The 17,381-nt window shown below is 70.3% G+C and carries 13 protein-coding genes; 8 read left to right on the top strand and 5 right to left on the bottom strand.

All coding sequences use genetic code 11. The features are described from left to right. From AABN02_RS04175 to AABN02_RS04165, 3 genes are all read right to left on the bottom strand, one after another. Positions 1-2,170 (bottom strand): copper-translocating P-type ATPase (locus tag AABN02_RS04175; RefSeq protein ID WP_338413661.1); only part of this gene is annotated, 2,170 nt, incomplete at its 3' end. Next, positions 2,143-2,343 carry a hypothetical protein gene (locus AABN02_RS04170; RefSeq protein WP_338413660.1) on the bottom strand — a complete coding sequence of 67 codons (201 nt, stop codon included), beginning with the start codon at positions 2,341-2,343 and terminating at the stop codon, positions 2,143-2,145. The genes AABN02_RS04170 and AABN02_RS04175, both read right to left, overlap by 28 nt. Before the next feature lie 141 nt (positions 2,344-2,484). Then, positions 2,485-3,408 (bottom strand): transporter, encoded by a 924-nt coding sequence (locus tag AABN02_RS04165; RefSeq protein ID WP_338413659.1) that lies wholly within the window; start codon positions 3,406-3,408, stop codon positions 2,485-2,487. Positions 3,409-3,493: 85 nt separating this feature from the next. Between AABN02_RS04165 and AABN02_RS04160 the strand changes: the two genes are divergently transcribed. Further along, positions 3,494-4,414, top strand: coding sequence for a class I SAM-dependent methyltransferase (locus AABN02_RS04160; RefSeq protein ID WP_338413658.1), 921 nt, complete (start codon positions 3,494-3,496; stop codon positions 4,412-4,414). On the opposite strand, the gene AABN02_RS04155 is transcribed toward AABN02_RS04160, so the two are convergent. Further along, positions 4,396-4,980 (bottom strand): D-Ala-D-Ala carboxypeptidase family metallohydrolase, encoded by a 585-nt coding sequence (locus AABN02_RS04155; protein ID WP_338413657.1) that lies wholly within the window; start codon positions 4,978-4,980, stop codon positions 4,396-4,398. The two genes, AABN02_RS04160 and AABN02_RS04155, sit on opposite strands and share 19 nt — an antisense overlap. A 99-nt stretch (positions 4,981-5,079) precedes the next feature. On the opposite strand from AABN02_RS04155, the gene AABN02_RS04150 reads away from it, so the two are divergent. Together AABN02_RS04150 and AABN02_RS04145 are read left to right on the top strand one after the other, a co-directional pair. Then, positions 5,080-5,544, top strand: coding sequence for a (2Fe-2S)-binding protein (locus AABN02_RS04150; protein WP_338413656.1), 465 nt, complete (start codon positions 5,080-5,082; stop codon positions 5,542-5,544). Beyond that, entirely contained in the window at positions 5,541-7,793 is a 2,253-nt protein-coding gene (locus AABN02_RS04145; protein ID WP_338413655.1) for a molybdopterin cofactor-binding domain-containing protein, read from the top strand. The genes AABN02_RS04150 and AABN02_RS04145 overlap by 4 nt, the downstream gene beginning before the upstream one ends. Positions 7,794-7,823: 30 nt before the next feature. On the opposite strand, the gene AABN02_RS04140 is transcribed toward AABN02_RS04145, so the two are convergent. Next, entirely contained in the window at positions 7,824-8,498 is a 675-nt protein-coding gene (locus AABN02_RS04140) for an NAD(P)H-dependent oxidoreductase (protein ID WP_338413654.1), read from the bottom strand. A gap of 94 nt (positions 8,499-8,592) precedes the next feature. Between AABN02_RS04140 and AABN02_RS04135 the strand changes: the two genes are divergently transcribed. From AABN02_RS04135 to AABN02_RS04115, 5 genes are all read left to right on the top strand, one after another. Beyond that, positions 8,593-9,513: a LysR family transcriptional regulator gene (locus tag AABN02_RS04135; RefSeq protein ID WP_338413653.1), complete on the top strand. Its 921-nt coding sequence runs from the start codon at positions 8,593-8,595 to the stop codon at positions 9,511-9,513. Positions 9,514-9,551: 38 nt separating this feature from the next. After that, entirely contained in the window at positions 9,552-9,950 is a 399-nt protein-coding gene (locus tag AABN02_RS04130) for a VOC family protein (RefSeq protein ID WP_338413652.1), read from the top strand. A 256-nt stretch (positions 9,951-10,206) separates the two neighbouring features. Further along, entirely contained in the window at positions 10,207-12,978 is a 2,772-nt protein-coding gene (locus AABN02_RS04125) for an endo alpha-1,4 polygalactosaminidase (RefSeq protein ID WP_338413651.1), read from the top strand. After that, a complete protein-coding gene (locus AABN02_RS04120) occupies positions 12,965-16,789 on the top strand; it encodes a tetratricopeptide repeat protein (RefSeq protein ID WP_338413650.1) in 3,825 nt (1,274 codons plus the stop codon). Before AABN02_RS04125 ends, AABN02_RS04120 begins: the two co-directional genes overlap by 14 nt. 35 nt (positions 16,790-16,824) lie before the next feature. Continuing rightward, a complete protein-coding gene (locus tag AABN02_RS04115; RefSeq protein ID WP_338413649.1) occupies positions 16,825-17,373 on the top strand; it encodes a penicillin-binding protein activator LpoB in 549 nt (182 codons plus the stop codon). The last annotated feature ends 8 nt before the right edge of the window (positions 17,374-17,381 follow it).

Below are 17,381 nucleotides of genomic sequence, written 5' to 3'. Positions count from 1 at the left end.
CGATCATCGGCGACAACAGCCAGCCGGTGAACGGGAACAGTACACCGGCGGCCAGCGGTACACCGAGCATGTTGTAGAGGAAGGCAAAGCCGAGGTTTTGCTTCATGTTGCGCACCGTGGCCACAGACAACTCACGTGCGGTAGCAATGCCGCGCAGATCGCCCTTGACCAGGGTGAGCTGCGCGCTGTTCATCGCCACGTCGGTGCCGGTGCCCATGGCGATGCCAACATTGGCCTTGGCCAGCGCCGGTGCATCGTTGATGCCGTCCCCCACCATCGCCACGATTCGCCCCTCTTTTTGCAGGTGCTCGACCAGCTGCAACTTGTCTGCCGGTTTGACCTCGCCATGCACCTCCTCGATGCCCAAACGCTTACCCACGGCCTGCGCCGTAGTCAGGCCATCGCCGGTGGCCATGATGATGCGCAGCCCCGACTTGCGCAGCGAATCCAAGGCATCTGCGGTGGTCGCCTTGATCGGATCGGAAACCGCCAACAGCCCCGCCAATTTGCCATCCACGGCCAGGTGCATGACGCTGGCGCCCTGCCCGCGCAATTCTTCGGCCTGGCTCGCCAATGACGTCACATCGATATCCAGCTGCTGCATCAGCGCCGGGTTGCCAATAGCCAGGGATTTACCAGCCACCACCCCCTTAACGCCGATACCCGATGCGGAGTCGAATTCTTCGGCTTTTTCCAGCTCCAGTTTGCGCTCTCGCGCCGCGCTGACAATAGCGGCAGCCAAGGGATGCTCACTGCCCTGATCGAGGCTGGCAGCCAGCCGTAGCACCTCGTCGTCGCTAAAGCCATTGACGCCTAGCGAGCGCTCAAATGCTGGTTTGCCCTCGGTCAACGTGCCGGTCTTGTCGACGATTAGCGTATCAACCTTGCACAGGTTCTCGATGGCCGCCGCATCGCGAAACAACACGCCATGCGTGGCGCCTCGACCCGTGGCGACCATAATCGACATCGGCGTGGCCAGCCCCAGCGCGCAAGGGCAGGCCACGATGAGGACCGCAACCGCGTTGATCAGCCCATGGACCCAGCTCGACTCGCCGGCGGACGAGGGACCGAAGAGCCCCCAGGCGAAGAAGGTCAGGAGCGCGATGCCGACGACGCTGAGGACAAAGTAGCCCGCCACCTGATCGGCCATGCGCTGCATCGGCGCGCGCGAGCGCTGGGCTTGCGCCACCATCTGCACGATGCCTGCCAGCACGGTCTGCGCCCCCACCTTGTCGGCGCGCATCAACAGCGCGCCCGTGGTGTTGAGCGTGGCGCCGATGACCGAGTCGCCCACGGTCTTGCTGACCGGCATGGGTTCGCCCGTGAGCATCGACTCGTCGACCGCGCTGCCACCTTCGAGCACCTCCCCGTCCACGGGCACCTTCTCGCCCGGACGTACACGCAGCTTGTCGCCGGCATGGACGTCGGCCAAGGGGACATCCTGCTCGGTGCCGTCGTCGGCCAGGCGGCGTGCGGTCTTCGGCGCCAGCCCGAGCAGCGATTTGATGGCCGCCGAAGTCTGCGACCGGGCCTTGCCTTCGAGCATCTGCCCGAGCAGCGTCAGCGAGATGATCACGGCCGCAGCCTCGAAGTAGACCGCCACATGCCCCATGGTGACGAACGAGGCCGGGAACACCTGGGGCGCGATGGTGGCGACGGCGCTGTAGAGAAAGGCCGAGCCCGTGCCCAGGCTGATCAGCGTCCACATGTTGGGGCTGCGGTGGACGATGGACTGCGCGCCCCGCACGAATAAGGGCCAGCCGGCCCACAGCACCACGGGCAAGGTCACGGCGAACTCGATCCAGTTTTGCGTGCCCCTGTCGAACAGGGCCAGGCGGTGCCCGAACATGGCCAGCACGAAGACGACCACGGTCAGCGGCAGGGTCCAGTAGAAGCGGCGCTGGAAGTCCAGGAGTTCCTTGTTCTCGTCCTCGTCCACGGCCGGCAACACCGGCTCCAGCGTCATGCCGCACTTCGGGCAATTGCCGGGTTGGTCCTGCCGGATTTCGGGGTGCATCGGGCAGGTGTAGGTGCGCCCGGGCTGGGCCGCAGCGTTCGTTGTGCCGGGCACAGGCTGCGGAGCGGGCTTGCCATGCCGGTGGGGCGGGTCGGGGTGCATGGAACTGTGGGTTTGCATGGTGGTCACTTGCGCCGTTGCATGACGATCCAAACCACCAGCCCGACGATGACGACCAGCAGGATCGGAACCCACATGCCACCGTACCCGCCCATCCAGCCGCCATACCAGCCACCCCCATTCATCATTGATCCGCCCTGCCCGTGAACAAGGCCGGTGCCAAGGGCCAGCGCCGCCACAGCGGCCATGTTGGATTTGAACTTCATGATGTCTCCTGCTTCGGACCGGGGGGCGTCGGACCCGACGCCACGGACATCACGCTGCGCCACGAAACCGGCCCTGTCTGTGCGCAGGCGAACGCAGCAGGAACTCGGTGACTTCCCGATCGACCGAGGGCAAGGACCGCCTCAGCCCGCGACCGCCGGATACGCCACATACGCAAACCGCTCGCTGTCCGGCGCCCAGCCGTTGACATTGAGCGTGCCCTGGCCACCAAACAGGTGAACAAGGTCGTTCGCTGGCCCACCCTGGGCGGGCGCGATGCGGATGATCACCTCCCGGTTCGCCGGGTGCCCGAGCGTGCCAGGCGGGTAGCTCAGGTAGAGCATCCAGCGGCCATCCGGTGACAGGTGCGGGAACCAGTTGACGCGCGCGTCGTGGGTCAGCTGCTCGACGCCCTGGCCGTCCGGGCGCATGCGGAACAGTTGCGAGTGTCCGGGGGTGCGGGCGCCGATCTCGCCGTTGAAGTAGATCCACGCGCCGTCGGGCGAATACTCCGGGCCGTCGACCGGCACGCCCGGCAGCAGCAGCGCCCGGTCTTGTCCCCCTTGCGTGGGCACGGTGTAGAGGCCATACGCGTACCCGACACCGTCGGTTGCAGCACGCAATCCGACGTAGGCGAGCAGCGCGTCATCGGGCGAGACGCCGTGCAGGTAGTAGTGGAACCCCGTCTCGACCAGCGCCTCGCTAGACACGCGCCGCGGCACGCCCCCTTCGAAGGGCACCGCCAGCAGCCGGCAGTCGTTGGTCGAGAAGTACACCGTGCACCCGTCCGGCGAGAGCACGTGGTCGTTGTTCGCGGCCGCGTGCGTGCCGGTGTCGATGCGCTCGGGCGCGGCCGAGCCATCGGCGCGGACCCGGAACAGCGCGCTCTCGCTGTTGAACAGCAGCCACTGGCCGTCCGGCGACCAGTTGGGCGCCTCGATCAGGTGTTCGGTCTCCAGGACGACGCGGCGGTGGCGCCCGTGGCGGTCGGCGGTGGTGAGCTGGGAACGCTGGCGGCCGGGGACAAACGCCGGGGTGCCGATGAGGTCGAGGGGCTGGTCCTGCATGGGGAGGGCCTTCGTGGACGGAGGAGGCCGCCAGTCTCGCAGACCCGGTGCCAGAATCCGCAGCCCCGCTGACAAGACACCGCCCGTGACTCCCCTGCTCCACACCCTCGCGTCGATGCCCCTGCCCACCGACGCCGCGCGCCTCTTCCACGGCCGCGGCGGCCTGCACGCCGGCTGCGAACACTGGACACTCGATTTCTACCCGCCCGTCTGGGTGCTGACCAGCTTCCAGCCGGTGCCGGACGAGGAACTGGCCACCATCGGCGCCACGCTGGCGGCCCGCTGGGAACAACTGGCGCCGGGACAGCCGCTGAACTGGGTCTTCCAGACGCGACTCGACGGCCGCGCCGACACGCGGCTGATGGCCGGTAGCGTGCCCGACCAGCACGCCGTGAGCGAGGACGGCACGCGCTACTTCGTCCACGTCCTGCGCGGCCAGAACCACGGCCTCTTCCTTGACATGGCGGAGGGCCGCCGCTGGGTGCGGGCGTTGGCGACGGAGAAACCGCGGCTGAAGGTGCTGAACCTGTTCGCCTACACCTGCGCGTTCTCGGTGGTGGCGCTGCAGGCGGGTGCGCGCCAGGTGGTCAATGTCGACATGAGCCACGGCGCGCTCGCCATCGGCCAGCAGAACCACCGGCTCAACGGCGTGGCGACGGGGGCGAGTTTCCTGCCGCACGACATCTTCAGCTCCTGGGGCAAGATCAACCGCAGCGGCCCCTACGACCTCGTCATCGTCGATCCGCCCAGCTACCAGAAGGGCAGCTTCGTGGCGGGCAAGGACTACGCCCGGCTGCTGCGCCGCCTGCCCGACCTGCTCGCACCGGGTGGCCACGCGCTGCTCTGCCTGAATGCGCCGGAACTCGGCACCGACTTCCTCACCGAGCCGATGCAGACGCTGGCGCCCGAGCTGACCCTGGTGCAGCGCCTGCCGAATCCGCCCGCCTTCGCCGACGTGGCCCCCGAGCGGGCGCTCAAGGTGCTGGTCTACAAGGCGCCGGGCTGAGGGGCGGCCTTGGGCTTGCGCGTGCGGCGCACCGGCTCGTCGCGGAGTTCGGTGTAGTCAGGCTCCACCAGCGGACCACGCGTGCGGGGTTCGGACAGCGCCAGCGCGGCGGCGGCGGTGAGCTTGGGGTAGCTGACCTTGCCGTCGGGGCCGAACTTGCCGAGCAGGATCTCGCCCTTGTTGGCGCCGGTCGTGTGCGAGATGTGCACCCACTTCGCCGCGCCGTTCACCTCGTAGATGATCTGGTCGAAGGGCAGCTGGAGCCGGATCGCCAACTGGAACAGCGCCAGCACCGAGAGGCCCGGCGACTGCAGATCGGCCGCTTCGCCGGTCAGGTGCTGGCTCTTGGCCGCGCCCTTGACGCGCCGGTTCAGTGCCGGGCCGCGGTAGCCCGAGGTCACCTTGATCGGCTGGCCGAGCGCATCCCGCAAGGGGTCGAGCACGGTGGTGCAGAGTGCCCGCAGCGCGGCGATCTCGGCCGGGGTGGGCTGGTTGTCGATGTGCTCGGCCTGGGCGGTCGTCGACGCGGTCAGCTCTTCCAGCGTGAAGTGGCGGGACAGGTTCATGCGCGGCTCCTCGGTTGAAACCACTGTAGAACGCCGCTGCGCCGACCGGGCCGCCGCCCGGACAATCCGTCCATCAAACGAAGGATGCCGAGGCCCCTGATGCAATTGACCGTGAACGGCCAGACCCACACCCTGGACCTGGAACCCGAGATGCCGCTGCTCTGGGTGCTGCGCGATGCGCTGAACTTGCCCGGCACCAAGTTCGGCTGCGGCATGGCGCTGTGCGGCGCCTGCACGGTCCATGTCGACGGGGCGCCGGTGCGGTCCTGCGTGACGCCGGTGGGCAGCGTGACGGGCCAGGTGACCACGATCGAGGGACTGGGCACGCCCGCAGCGCTGCACGCGGTGCAGGCGGCCTGGATCGCGCACCAGGTGGCGCAGTGCGGCTACTGCCAGTCGGGCCAGATCATGGCGGCGGCGGCGTTGCTGCAACAGAACTCCGCGCCGACCGACGCCGACATCGACGCCGCCCTGTCCGGCAACCTCTGCCGCTGCGGGGCCTACCCGCGCATCCGCGCCGCCATCCACGACGCGGCCAAGCGCCTGCAGGGAGCCGCCGCATGAGCCGGCTAACGACCATCGCCCGCCGCAGCTTCCTGGTCGGCTCGGTCGCCATGCTCGGCGGCGCTGCCTTCGGCGTCTGGCGCTACCGCCAGCCACACCCCAATCCGCTGCTGGACACCCTGCCCGAGGGCAGCAGCGCGATCACGCCCTATGTGCGCATCGACGCGCAGGGCGTGACCGTCATCACCCCGCGCGCCGAGATGGGCCAGGGCATCCACACCACGCTGGCCGCGCTGGTGGCCGAGGAGCTGGACGTCGACTGGGACCAGCTGCGTGTCGAACACGGCCCGCCCGGCGCGGCCTACTACAACCGGGCGATGCTGGCGGAGGCGGTGCCCTTCGGCGCGCTCGACCACAGCGCCCTCGCCGACACGATGCGCGGCACGATGGGCGTGCTGGCGAAGTTCGTGGGGCTGCAGGGCACGGGCGGCTCGTCCAGCGTGCCGGATGCCTTCGACAAGATGCGCGTGGCGGGTGCAGCGGCGCGCTTCGCGCTGGTGGCGGCGGCGGCGCAGCGGCTGGGCGTGCCGGCATCCACGCTGAAGACAGCGTCCGGTGCCGTGGTCGCGCCCGACGGCCGCCGTCTGCCCTACCGCGAACTCGCCGCAGACGCCGCCAAGGTGGCGCTGCCGGACGATCCGCCGCTCAAGCCGCGGGCGCAGTGGCGCTACCTGGGCCAGTCCATGCCGCGGGTGGACATGGTGGGCAAGTGCACCGGCACCGCCACCTTCGGCATCGACGTGCGCCTGCCCGGCATGGTGTTCGCCACCGTGCGCATGAACCCGGCGCTCGACGCCCCGCTGCAGTCCTTCGACGCCACCGCGGCCCGGGCGATGCGCGGCGTGCTGCAGGTGGTCGCGCTGCCCGGCGGCGTGGGCGTGGTCGCCGACAACACCTGGCGCGCCTTCCAGGCGGCGCAGGCCGTCCGGTGCGAGTGGGGCGCCCCGGTCTACCCGTTGACGACCGTGGCGCTGATGGAGGCGGTCGCCGCGTCCTTCGACCCAAAACACCAGGACAAGCAGTGGCGCAATGACGGTGATGCGGAGCAGGCGTTGACGCTGGCCAGGTCGGCCGGCCAGGTGCTGGAGGCCGAGTACCGCGTGCCCTACCTCGCCCACGCCACGATGGAGCCGATGAACGCCGTGGCCTGGCTGCACGACGGCCAGCTCGACCTCTGGACCGGCACCCAGGTTCCGACCATCGCCCGCGACCAGGCGGCGAAGCTGGCGGGCCTCGACGCCAGCCGGGTCCATGTCCACACCACGCTGATGGGCGGCGGCTTCGGGCGGCGGGCCGAGTCGGACTATGTGCTGCAGGCGGTGCGGCTGGCGATGGCGCGGCCGGGCCAGCCGGTCCAGCTCACCTGGCGCCGCGAAGAGGATCTGGGCCACGACTTCTACCGCCCGCCCGCCATCGCCCGCTTCCGTGGCACCACCGGGCAGGGCACGGTGCAGGCGCTGGACCTGCGCGTGGCGAGCCCCTCGGTGCTGGAGTCCCAGGTCGGGCGCATCGGCCTGGCGCCGCCGGGGCCGGACAAGCTGATCGCCGACGGCCTGCACGACCAGCCCTACGGCGTGCCGCACTGGCGCGCCACCACCTTCCGCACGCCGGCGAGCGTGCCGGTCGGCTCCTGGCGCTCGGTGGGCCACTCGTTCAACGGCTTCTTCGTGGAGAGCTTCCTCGACGAGCTGGCGCACCAGGCCGGCGCCGATCCGGTGGCGCTGCGGCGCACGCTGCTGACGCACGCGCCGTCACGCGCCGTGCTGGACGCGGTGGCGGCGCTCTCCGGCTGGGAGACGCCGCTGGAGCAGGGCCGTGGCCGCGGCGTGGCCTTCCACCTGTCCTTCGGCGTGCCGGTGGCGGAGGTGGTCGAGGTCACCGCGACGCCGGACGGCATCCGCATCGACCGGCTCAGCATCGCCGCCGACGTGGGCACCGCGCTGGACCCGCGCAACGTCGAAGCGCAGTTGCAGTCGGGCGCGCTCTTCGGGCTGAGCGCGGCCATGTTCGGCGAGATCACCTTCGCGGATGGCGCGGTGGAGCAGGGCAACTTCCACCAGTACGCCTCGCTGCGCATGGCCCAGGTGCCGCGCATCCAGGTGCAGGTGCTGGAGAGCGGCGGCCCGGTCCGCGGCATCGGCGAGCCCGGCACGCCGCCGGCCGCGCCCGCGCTGGCCAACGCGATCTTCCGCGCCACCGGCCAGCGCATCCGGGAGCTGCCGCTGCGCAAGCACATCGCCTTTGTCTGAACGCAGGCGGCGTGCGGGTGCGCAGGGGGTTCAGACCTCGGTGATGAACTCCGCGCGCGGGCGGCGCACCTTCTGCAGCTTCACCAGCCAGTCGCCTTCCGGCTGGCGGTAGCCCAGCGGCAGGATCACGGCGCTGCGCAGACCGCGCGCGCGCAGGCCCAGGATCTCGTCCAGCGCGGCGGGATCGAAACCCTCCATCGGCGTGCAATCCACTTCCTCGAAGGCGGCGGCGACCATCGCAGCCGACAGGCCGATGTAGGCCTGGCGCGCGGCGTGCTGGAAGCTCACCTCCGGGTCGCGCTGCGGGTAGTTGGCCAGCAGCATGTTGCGGTAGTTCTCCCAGCCTTCGCTGCGGAAGCCGCGGACCTCGTTGGTCAGGTCGAACATGTGGTTGATGCGCTCGGCCGTGTAGTGGTCCCAGGCGGCGAAGACCAGCAGGTGCGAGCCCTCGGTGATCTGGGCCTGGTTCCACGCGATCGGCTGGATGCGGGCGCGCACGGCCGGGTCGGTGACGACGAAGATCTCGTAGGGCTGCAGGCCGCTGGACGTGGGCGCCAGACGGGCGGCTTCGAGGATGCGCTCGACCTTGTCCTGCGGCACGACCATGGCCGGGTCCATCTTCTTGGCGGCGTAGCGCCAGTTCAGGCGCTCGATCAGCTCGGACGCCGGGGCGGTGACGGTGGGGTGCGGAATGGGTTGGTTCATGCGCGGACTGTAGAGAGTCTTCCGTTGCAGACAAAGCCTCAATCCAGGAATATATAGTTGCCTCAAACGGGACAATCCACCGAACCATCCGCCAATGCCCTCCCCCGATCCCCAGCTCCTGACCACGTTTTCCGCCATCGTCGGCGCCGGCAGCATCAGCGCGGCGGCCGTGCGGCTGGGCTGCGGCAAGTCGGTCGTCTCGCGCCAGCTCGCGCGGCTGGAGGCGGACCTCGGCGCCCGCCTGCTACAGCGCACCACCCGCCGGCTGACGCTGACCGAGGTCGGCAAGGTCGTGCTGCAGCAGGCGCAGCAGATCGATCGCGCGCTCGACAACGTCGCGCAGATCTCCGGCCAGTTCCAGCAGGAGGTGCGCGGGCCGCTGCGGGTGTCCTGCCCGCGCCCGCTCGGCCAGCGCCACCTGGTGCCGCTGCTCACCGCGTTCACGCGCCAGTACCCGCAGGTCGAGGTGACGCTGCAGGTGGACGACCGGCTGAGCGACCTGGTGGCCGAGCAGATCGACGTGGCCATCCGCGTCGCGCACCTGGAGGATTCGACCCTGGTCGCGCGCCGGCTGGCCGACAACCCGCGCGTGCTGGTGGCCTCGCCCGCCTACCTCGACCGCGCCGGCCGGCCCGACACGCCCGAAGCCCTCGCCGCCCACGAGAGCCTGCTGTGGACCCGCGACGGGCGGGTCTATGACGAATGGAGCTTCACCGCCGACACCAACGGCACCGGCACCAGCGCCACCCGGGTGCGCATGCAGGGCCGCCTCCGCGTCAACGATGGCCTGTCGCTGGTGGCCTTCGCCTGTGCCGGCGCGGGCGTCGCGGTGATCGACCGGCTGCTGGTGGAGGACGAACTCGCCCGCGGCACGCTGGTCGAACTGCTGCCCGACTGGCGCCTGCCGGCCGGCCCGCCGCTTTACGCCGTCTACCCGGCGCGCCAGTGGCTGGCGCTGAACACGGCCACCTTCGTCGAATTCCTGCTGTCCCGGTGCTTCACCGGGCACGCCTGAACCCGCCACCCCCTCCAACCTGTCTGGGAATCCTGCCCATGGACCTGCTGCGCATCCACCACGCCGCGATCATCGCGTCCGATTACACCCGCTCGCGGCACTTCTACGTCGACCTGCTCGGCCTGCACGTGCTGGCCGAGAACCACCGCGCCCAGCGCGACTCGTGGAAACTCGACCTCGCGCTGCCGGATGGCTCGCAGCTGGAGCTGTTCTCGTTTCCCGCGCCGCCGCCGCGGCCCTCGCGCCCGGAAGCCTGCGGGCTGCGGCACCTGGCCTTCTCGGTGCACGACGTGGCGGCTTGGAAGGCACGACTGGAAGCGCAGGGCATCGCCGTCGAGGACATCCGCCTCGACGAGTTCACCGGCCACCGCTTCGTGTTCTTCGCCGATCCGGACGGGCTGCCGCTGGAGCTGTACGAGTCCGCGCCCGCGACCTGACGGCCTGAAACCTGATCACCCGCTGCGGCGGGTTTTTTTGTGCCCGCAAACCCGTACTGAACATTTCATGTCGGGTCACGTAATGCTTTGCCAATATTTGGTAGCACTCTTCATGCAACATTAGTGAATGGTGCCAAAAATCACCTTGACTTTTTGCATGAATATCAATCTTGGAGGATTGAGCCCGGTGAACCTCGCAGTCTGGCATGGATGGGGGGGCGCGCGGCTATACGTTGGCTTACGCCGGTCGTGGCTAGTGGGTCTGCTGGCGGTGCTCAGTCTGTGGCTGGCGGCCATTCCCGTGGCGCGGGCCGCTGCGGTGTCCGGCCCGAGCGTGGCCTTGCACTACGGCGCGAAGCCACCGTGGAACGAGCTGTCGGCGTTCGACTGGGTCGTCCTGGAACCCGGCCACCACGGCAGCATCGCTGCACGCGCCCAGGCCGCACCGCACACCCGCTTCATGGCCTACCTGTCGGTCGGCGAGGTCAACCGCCAGCATCCGCAGCACGACGCCGTGCCGCCCAGATGGATGCTGGGCAGCAACAAGCCCTGGAACAGCACGGTGATCGACCAGCGCACGCCCGAGTGGCCGGCGTGGTTCGTCGAGCACGTCGCCCGGCCGCAATGGAACCTGGGCTACCGCGGCTTCTTCCTCGACACGCTCGACTCCTACCAGACCGTGGCGAAGACCCCCGAGGATCGCGCTGCGCAGGAGGCCGGTCTGGTGCGCGTGGTCAAGGCGGTCAAGGCGGCGTTTCCGCAGGCCAAGGTGATCGTCAACCGCGGCTTCGAGATCCTGCCGCAGGTGGCGCAGGACGTCGACATGGTCGCCGCCGAGTCGCTCTACCGCGGCTGGGACCAGGCCGCGATGCGCTACCAGGCCGTCAGTGATCCGGACCGCGCCTGGCTGCTGGGCAAGCTCACGGAGGTACGCACCCAGCACCGCCTGCCTGTGCTGGCGATCGACTACGTGGCACCCGCCGAACGGGCGCTGGCCCGCGAGACCGCCCAGCGCATCCGCACACACGGCTTCGTGCCCTGGGTGACGACGCCGGAACTGGACGCGATGGGCGTGGGGTCGGTCGAGGTGCTGCCGAGGCGGCTCCTCATCCTGCACGACGCACCCGTCGGCACCGCCACGGCGGAGCTGACCTACGCCGGCGCGCTGCGTTTTCTCGGCACGCCGGCGTACTACCTCGGTCTGGTGCCGGAGTACATCAACCCCGACGAGGGCGAACTGCCGCCGGTGCGCGCCGGGGAAGTCGCCGGCATCGTCACGCAGTTCAGCAATGACCGCACGCGCCCGCTGCTGGCGGCCTGGCTGCAAGCGGCGATCGCCGCGGGGGTGAAGGTGGTCAGCTTCGACCAACCGGGGGTGGGTGGCCCGGCCGTGTTGCGGGCGACGTTCGGACTGCAGCGCCGCGAGGAGAGCGTGCCGGCCCAGGCGCCGGTGGTGTTCTCGAAGCGCGATGCCGCCATCGGCTTCGAGACCGTGCCCGTGCCCGGCAAGCTCGACTTCAATGCACTCGGCGCGCCCGCCGGCTCCGATGTGCTGCTGCAGGCCCGCGACGGGCGCGGTGCCACGATGGACGCCGTGGCGATCACGCCCTGGGGCGGTTACGCGATAGCCGGCTACAGCCTGGTGCGCATGGCCGCCGGCGAGGACGAGTACCGCTGGGTCTTCGACCCGATCGCCTTCCTGCGCCGCGCGCTGGCGCTGCCGGCCATGCCGGTGCCGGACACGACGACCGAGACCGGCCGGCGCCTGCTGATGGTCCACATCGACGGCGACGGCTTCGCCAACCGCAGCGATCTGGTGCGTTCGCCGCTGGCCAGCGAGGTGCTGCTGCGCGACGTGCTGCAGCGCTACCGCCTGCCCACCGCGATGTCCATCATCGAGGGCGAGACCTCGCCACAGGGCCTCTACCCGAAGCTGTCGGCCGAGATGGAGGGCATCGCGCGGCGCATGTTCGCGCTGCCCTATGTCGAGATTGCCTCGCACACCTACTCGCACCCCTTCAACTGGGGCGATGTCGAGGGCGGCGCCTTTGGCAAGGGCTATGCGCTGGAACTGCCCGGCTACCACTTCGACGCCGAGCGCGAGATCCAGGGCTCGATCCAGTACATCCAGACCCGGCTCGCCCCGGCCGGCAAACCGGTGGTGCTGCTGCAGTGGAGCGGCGACACCAACCCGAACGAGAAGACGCTGGCCGCACTGGCCAAGTCGGGTGTGCTGGCGATCAACGGCGGCGAGACGCTCAGAACCAATGCGCTGAACTCGATGACACACGTCGCGCCGCTGGGCATCCAGAAGGGCCCGTACTTCCAGGTCTACGCGCCCAACCAGAACGAGAACGTCTACACCAACCACTTCACCGGCCCGCTCTACGGCTACGAGCGGGTGATCGAGACCTATCAGCTCACCGAGCGACCCTACCGCCTCAAGCCGGTCAACATCTACTACCACACGTATTCGGCCTCGCGGCGCGCCTCGCTGGAGGCCCTGCACCGCATCTACCGCTGGGCCCTGGCGCAGCCGCTGCACCCGGTCTACACCTCGGACTACGTGCGCAAGGCGATGAACTACGCGCAGATCGTCATCGCCCGCAGCGACGACGGTTTCCTGGTGCGCGGTGCCGGCCCGCTGCGCGAACTGCGTGCACCGCGCGCGATGGGCGTGCCGCAGATCCAGGGCAGCCGCGGCCTGGCCGGCTTCACCGCCGGCGAGCAGGAGCAGTACCTCCACCTGAGCGGCAGCGAGGCCTGGCTGGCCTTCGCCCCGAAAGCCGACAACGCCGCCTATCTGGTCGACGCCAACGCGCGGGTCGTCTCGATGGACCGCACCCCCGCCGGCACGCGCCTGCAGCTGTACAGCCATGTACCGCTGCGCCTGTCGATCCGTCACCCTGCCGGCTGTGCCATCAGCCTGGACGGGCGGCGTCTGAGTCCGACCGGCGGCGCCGACGGACTCTTTCACTACGCCAGCGACAAAGATGGAACAGAAACGCTCACGATTGGTTGCCCCTGACGCGACGGGACTGCGCGCACGCATCCTGTCCACGGGCGGCCTGCTCGTGGTGGCCGCGATGGTGCTGGTGCTGCTGGCGACGCTGTATCCGCGCCAGCAGCTGATCGACCGCCTGCGGGCCGAGCCGCGCAATGACGAACTCAGCGTCAGCTACCTCTCCAACCTGCTGGGCAGCGAGCCGGACAACGACGATCTGCGCATCCTGCTGGCCGAGCGCCATTTCGCGCTCGGCCAGACCGCGCGCACCGAGGCGACGCTGGAGCCGATGCTGCACAAGGCCATCGCCAGCGAGGACAACCGCCGGCGCCTGTACCGCCTCACCTACAACCTGCTGGAGCAGCGCGCCAACGCCGCCCGCCCCGGCAGCCCGGAAGCGCTCGCCCTGCGCACCCAGCTGATCGAGGCCCTCCAGGCCCGCCTGTCCATGGACTGGACGACCCCGCAGCTGCTGGAATTCGCCCGCAAGGCCACCGCGCTGGAGCAGCTCGGCCTGGCCCAGCGTTTCCACGCCCTGATCCGCTTCGACAGCGCGGGCGACCAGGCCCCCTGGTTCGAGGAAGCCGTGCGCACCGCCATCTGGGCGCAGGACTACACCGGCGCGGCCACGCTGCACCTGCGTGCGCTGCAGATCAGCCCGACACCGGAAGGCAAGCGCAAGCACCTGCACGAGGCGCTGCGCATCCTGCAGTCGGGCAACCTGCTCGACCAGGCCCTCACCGTGGCCGAACAGCACGCCAGCGTCGTCGGCAACGACCGCGGCCTGCTCGACTACCTGACCCGGCTGTCGCTGGCCGCCAACCGCCCGGCCGAGGCGCAGACCTATGCCAAGCGCCTGCTCCAGATGAGCCAGCGGTCCACGCCGCCCGGGCGCGACGCCGGCCTGCCCGCACCGGTGCGCTGGCTCGCACGCACGGTCGATCTGCTGGTCTCGCCCGCGCAGGCCGCCGAGCCGGAGGCGGCCAGTCCGGCGGCGTCGGCCGCAGGTGCCCCCGCGGCCGGCGATCCCAGGCTGCCCTTCGACGACGGCGCCTACCTGCTCGCCTTCCAGACCTTCCTGGCCAACCGCAACCAGTCGGACGCGTGGCGCGTCGCGGCCTCCGCCGTCCGCCAGGCGCCGACCAACATCGCCTGGCGCGAGCGGCTGGCGCAGGTCAGCGAGTGGGTCGGCAAGCCCGAGGACGCGCTGGAACACTGGCGCACCCTGGCCACGCTCACGGCCGGGCCGGGCGGTGACCGCACCATCCTGAACCGGGCGCTGCAGTCGGTGCTGCGCCTGGCGCCCAGCCTCAACGACGACGAGGTCATGCTGGCGACCTGGACCCAGGTCGGCACGATGCGCAAGCTGACGGTGGACGAGACCCTCGGCATCGTGGCGCTGACCGAACGCCTGGGCCGGCCGGAAGAGGGCATGCAGTGGCTGCTCGAGAGCGACCGCCGCCAGCCCGACCGCCGCTTGCTGGAAACCCGGGTCGATCTGGCCGAGCGCATGGGCGACCTGCCGGCCGCCATCGACGCGCTGCGCCAGCTGATCCAGCGCGACGGGACCACCATCCCCCGCGCGATGCGGCTGGCCCGGATGCACGGCGTGCGCGGCGAACACGCCATGGCCTACGAAGCGCTGGCCCCGCTGGCCGGCAAGGCCGCAGAGACCGACCTCGACTACTGGCGCCTGCTGGCCAATCTGGCCTGGACGCTGCAGATCGAATCGCAGGCGCTGGCCGCGCTCACCATCACGACCCGGCAAGGCGAACTCGACCCGATCGAAGCGGACCGCCTTGTGCAGCTGCTGCGCACCCGCAGCCCGCAGGAGGCCGCCCGTTTCGCCGAGACCGCCTGGGTCAAGCTGAAACAGCCGTCCTACCTGATCGCCGCGCTCGACCTGTGGTGGAACGCCCGGGAGATGAAGGAACTCGATCGCCTGTTCGGCAGCCTCGATGCCGAGACCGAGAAGGGGATGGCCTCGGAGTCCTATTTCTGGCTGCTGCGCGCCCAGTGGCACCAGTCCCGCAACGAGATGGCGGCCGCCATGGCGGACATGCGCCGCGCGCTGGCCGCCGTGCCCGACAGCGTCGACACCCGTGTCGCCTACCTGTTCATGCTGATCGACGCCGGCGAACGCGTCGAGTTGCAGCGCATGCTGTCCAGCTGGCACCAGCAGGCGGTGCAGAACCCGGCCTACGACCCGGCCTACGCCGCGGGCTACATGGTGCTGGAACAGCCCAAGGAAGCCTTGCCGTTCTGGCGCCGCCAGGCCCCGCTGCACCCGAACGACCCGATGTGGTCGGCCAGCTATGCCGATGTGCTGGAAGCCGCCGGCCTGCTGCGGTCGGCGCAGCAGGTCCGGATACAGGCGCTGGCACTGACCCGCCAGCGCCTGAACGACCCGGCGCTGCGCGACAAGATTCCGCCAGACCTGCTGCAGTCGCTGCAACTGCAGCTGGCCCGCCTGGATCTGGCCACCACGCAGGGCGACGACCAGTTGCGCGCCATCACCGTGCTCGCCGGCCGGCAAGGCCTGCTGGCCGATCCGGCGGTGTCGCCCGCGAACCGGGCCGCCGCCCTGGAGCTGGTGCTGGGCTGGATGCTCTCGACCGAGCAGCACGACCAGGCCCGTGTGTGGCTGTGGCGCCGCTATGCCACGACCGTCAGCAAGCCGGACTGGGCCGAGATGTCCCTGGCGCTGCACGACGGTGACCTCGCCCGCATCAGCGAGCTGTTCCGCCGTCCGGAAGCGGACCGCCTGCCGGACGGCCTGCGCATCGAGGCGCTGCAGGCACTCGGTCAGACGGCGCGCGCCCAGGCGCTGCGCATCGCCCTGCTCCAGCGCCACGACGACGACGGCCAGCACGAGGCCTACACCGACACCGCGTGGCGCCAGTCGCGCCGGGTCGAATACGGTGTGGACCTCGGCCGCGACGCGGTGCACGCCAACCGCCAGTCGCTGGCCCTGTGGCTGCCGCTGTCGCAGACGCTGCGGCTGCGCGTCGGCGCGGAGCAGTCCAGCCAGCGGGCCGGCCTCTCGCGCAGCACCGGCACGCCGGAACTCGGCCTCATCGCCACGCAGGACCGCGCGCTGTCGGCCCTGCTGCAGTTCGAGCCGGACCGCGCGCTGCAGTTCGAAGCCGCGCTGGGCCACCGCGCGGCCGAGCGTTCGTTTGTCACCGGCACGCTGTCGGCCACCGCGCAGCCGACCGCCCGGCTGCAGCTGCGCGCCGACCTGGGCTTCAACGCCCGCGCCACCGACACGGCGCCACTGTCGGTGGCCGGCCGCCAGCAGGAAGCCCGCCTGAGCGGCGACCTGCGCCTGACGCAGACCAACCCGGTGCGGGTCACGCTGCGCGCCGCACAGCTGGGCCTGCAGAGCGGCGAGCACCTGGGCTCGGCGCTCGGGCTGGACTGGGAAATCGGCCAGGTGCTGCGCGGCGCCACGCCCGACCTGAGCGTGCGCGCCTTCGGCAACTACACGCGCTACAGCCGCACCGGCAGTGCGCTGCCCGGCTGGACCGCCCGCCTGACGCCGGATGGCAGCCAGCCGGACGCGGCCTTCTTCGTGCCCGACAGCTTTGCGCTGCACGGCGTCGGCCTGAGCGCCGGCCTGGCCGCGCGCGACAGCTACACCCGCGCCTGGCGCCCCTTCCTCGACCTGAGCCTGACCCACCACAGCCGGCTGGGCGCCGGCTACGGCGCCACCGTCGGTGCCGCGGGCCGACTGCTGGGCAGCGACCAGCTGCTGGTCCAGTTCAGCACGTCGCGGTCCGGCTCCGGCAGCGATGCCCGTGCGCTGGGGCTGCGCTACGTCCTCCCGTTCTGACCCGATCTGACCCGGAACCCGCCAAGGAACCCACCATGCTCCCGTTCACCCCCTTCCCGAAACTCTTCAAGCTGCTGGCCCTGCTGCTGCTGGCGATCGCCGCCACCGGCTGCTCCGTGATGGACAAGACCCGCACGCCGGTCCAGCTCGACGCGGGCGCCAAGTGGGTCATCCTGCCCATGGCCAACCACACCGAGACGCCACAGGCCGGCCTGCGCGCCGAGGTGATCCTCGAATCGCTGCTGCGCCAGCGCGGCCTGCAGACGCTGGTGCGTCCGCCGACCCTGCAGACCGGCGACCTGATGGCCGACCTGCCTGACCGCAAGGTGCAGCAGGACGCCCAGCGCTGGGCCGCCGAGCAGGGCATCCGCTATGCGATGACCGGCGCGGTGGACGAGTGGCGCTACAAGGTCGGCGTGGACGGCGAGCCGGCCGTCGGCCTGGTGCTGCAGGTCATCGACCTCGGCTCGGGCAATGTGGTCTGGACGGCCACCGGCGCCAAGTCCGGCTGGAGCCGCGAAGCCCTGTCCGCCGTGGGCCAGAAGCTCATGCGCGACATGCTCGGCGATCTCTCGCTGCGCTGAGATCCGGG

Origin of the sequence: uncultured Sphaerotilus sp., assembly GCF_963924895.1 — a bacterium.
Classification (GTDB): domain Bacteria; phylum Pseudomonadota; class Gammaproteobacteria; order Burkholderiales; family Burkholderiaceae_C; genus Sphaerotilus.
Note: the sequence above shows the minus strand (reverse complement) of the source record. Positions and strands in the feature narration are given on the sequence as shown.

Excerpts from the sequence above, each read along its gene's own strand:
- AABN02_RS04170 (WP_338413660.1), bottom strand. The coding sequence starts at position 2,343 with ATGAAGTTCAAATCCAACATGGCCGCTGTGGCGGCGCTGGCCCTTGGC.
- AABN02_RS04165 (WP_338413659.1), bottom strand. The coding sequence starts at position 3,408 with ATGCAGGACCAGCCCCTCGACCTCATCGGCACCCCGGCGTTTGTCCCC.
- AABN02_RS04155 (WP_338413657.1), bottom strand. The coding sequence starts at position 4,980 with ATGAACCTGTCCCGCCACTTCACGCTGGAAGAGCTGACCGCGTCGACG.
- AABN02_RS04150 (WP_338413656.1), top strand. The coding sequence starts at position 5,080 with ATGCAATTGACCGTGAACGGCCAGACCCACACCCTGGACCTGGAACCC.
- AABN02_RS04145 (WP_338413655.1), top strand. The coding sequence starts at position 5,541 with ATGAGCCGGCTAACGACCATCGCCCGCCGCAGCTTCCTGGTCGGCTCG.
- AABN02_RS04140 (WP_338413654.1), bottom strand. The coding sequence starts at position 8,498 with ATGAACCAACCCATTCCGCACCCCACCGTCACCGCCCCGGCGTCCGAG.
- AABN02_RS04135 (WP_338413653.1), top strand. The coding sequence starts at position 8,593 with ATGCCCTCCCCCGATCCCCAGCTCCTGACCACGTTTTCCGCCATCGTC.
- AABN02_RS04130 (WP_338413652.1), top strand. The coding sequence starts at position 9,552 with ATGGACCTGCTGCGCATCCACCACGCCGCGATCATCGCGTCCGATTAC.
- AABN02_RS04115 (WP_338413649.1), top strand. The coding sequence starts at position 16,825 with ATGCTCCCGTTCACCCCCTTCCCGAAACTCTTCAAGCTGCTGGCCCTG.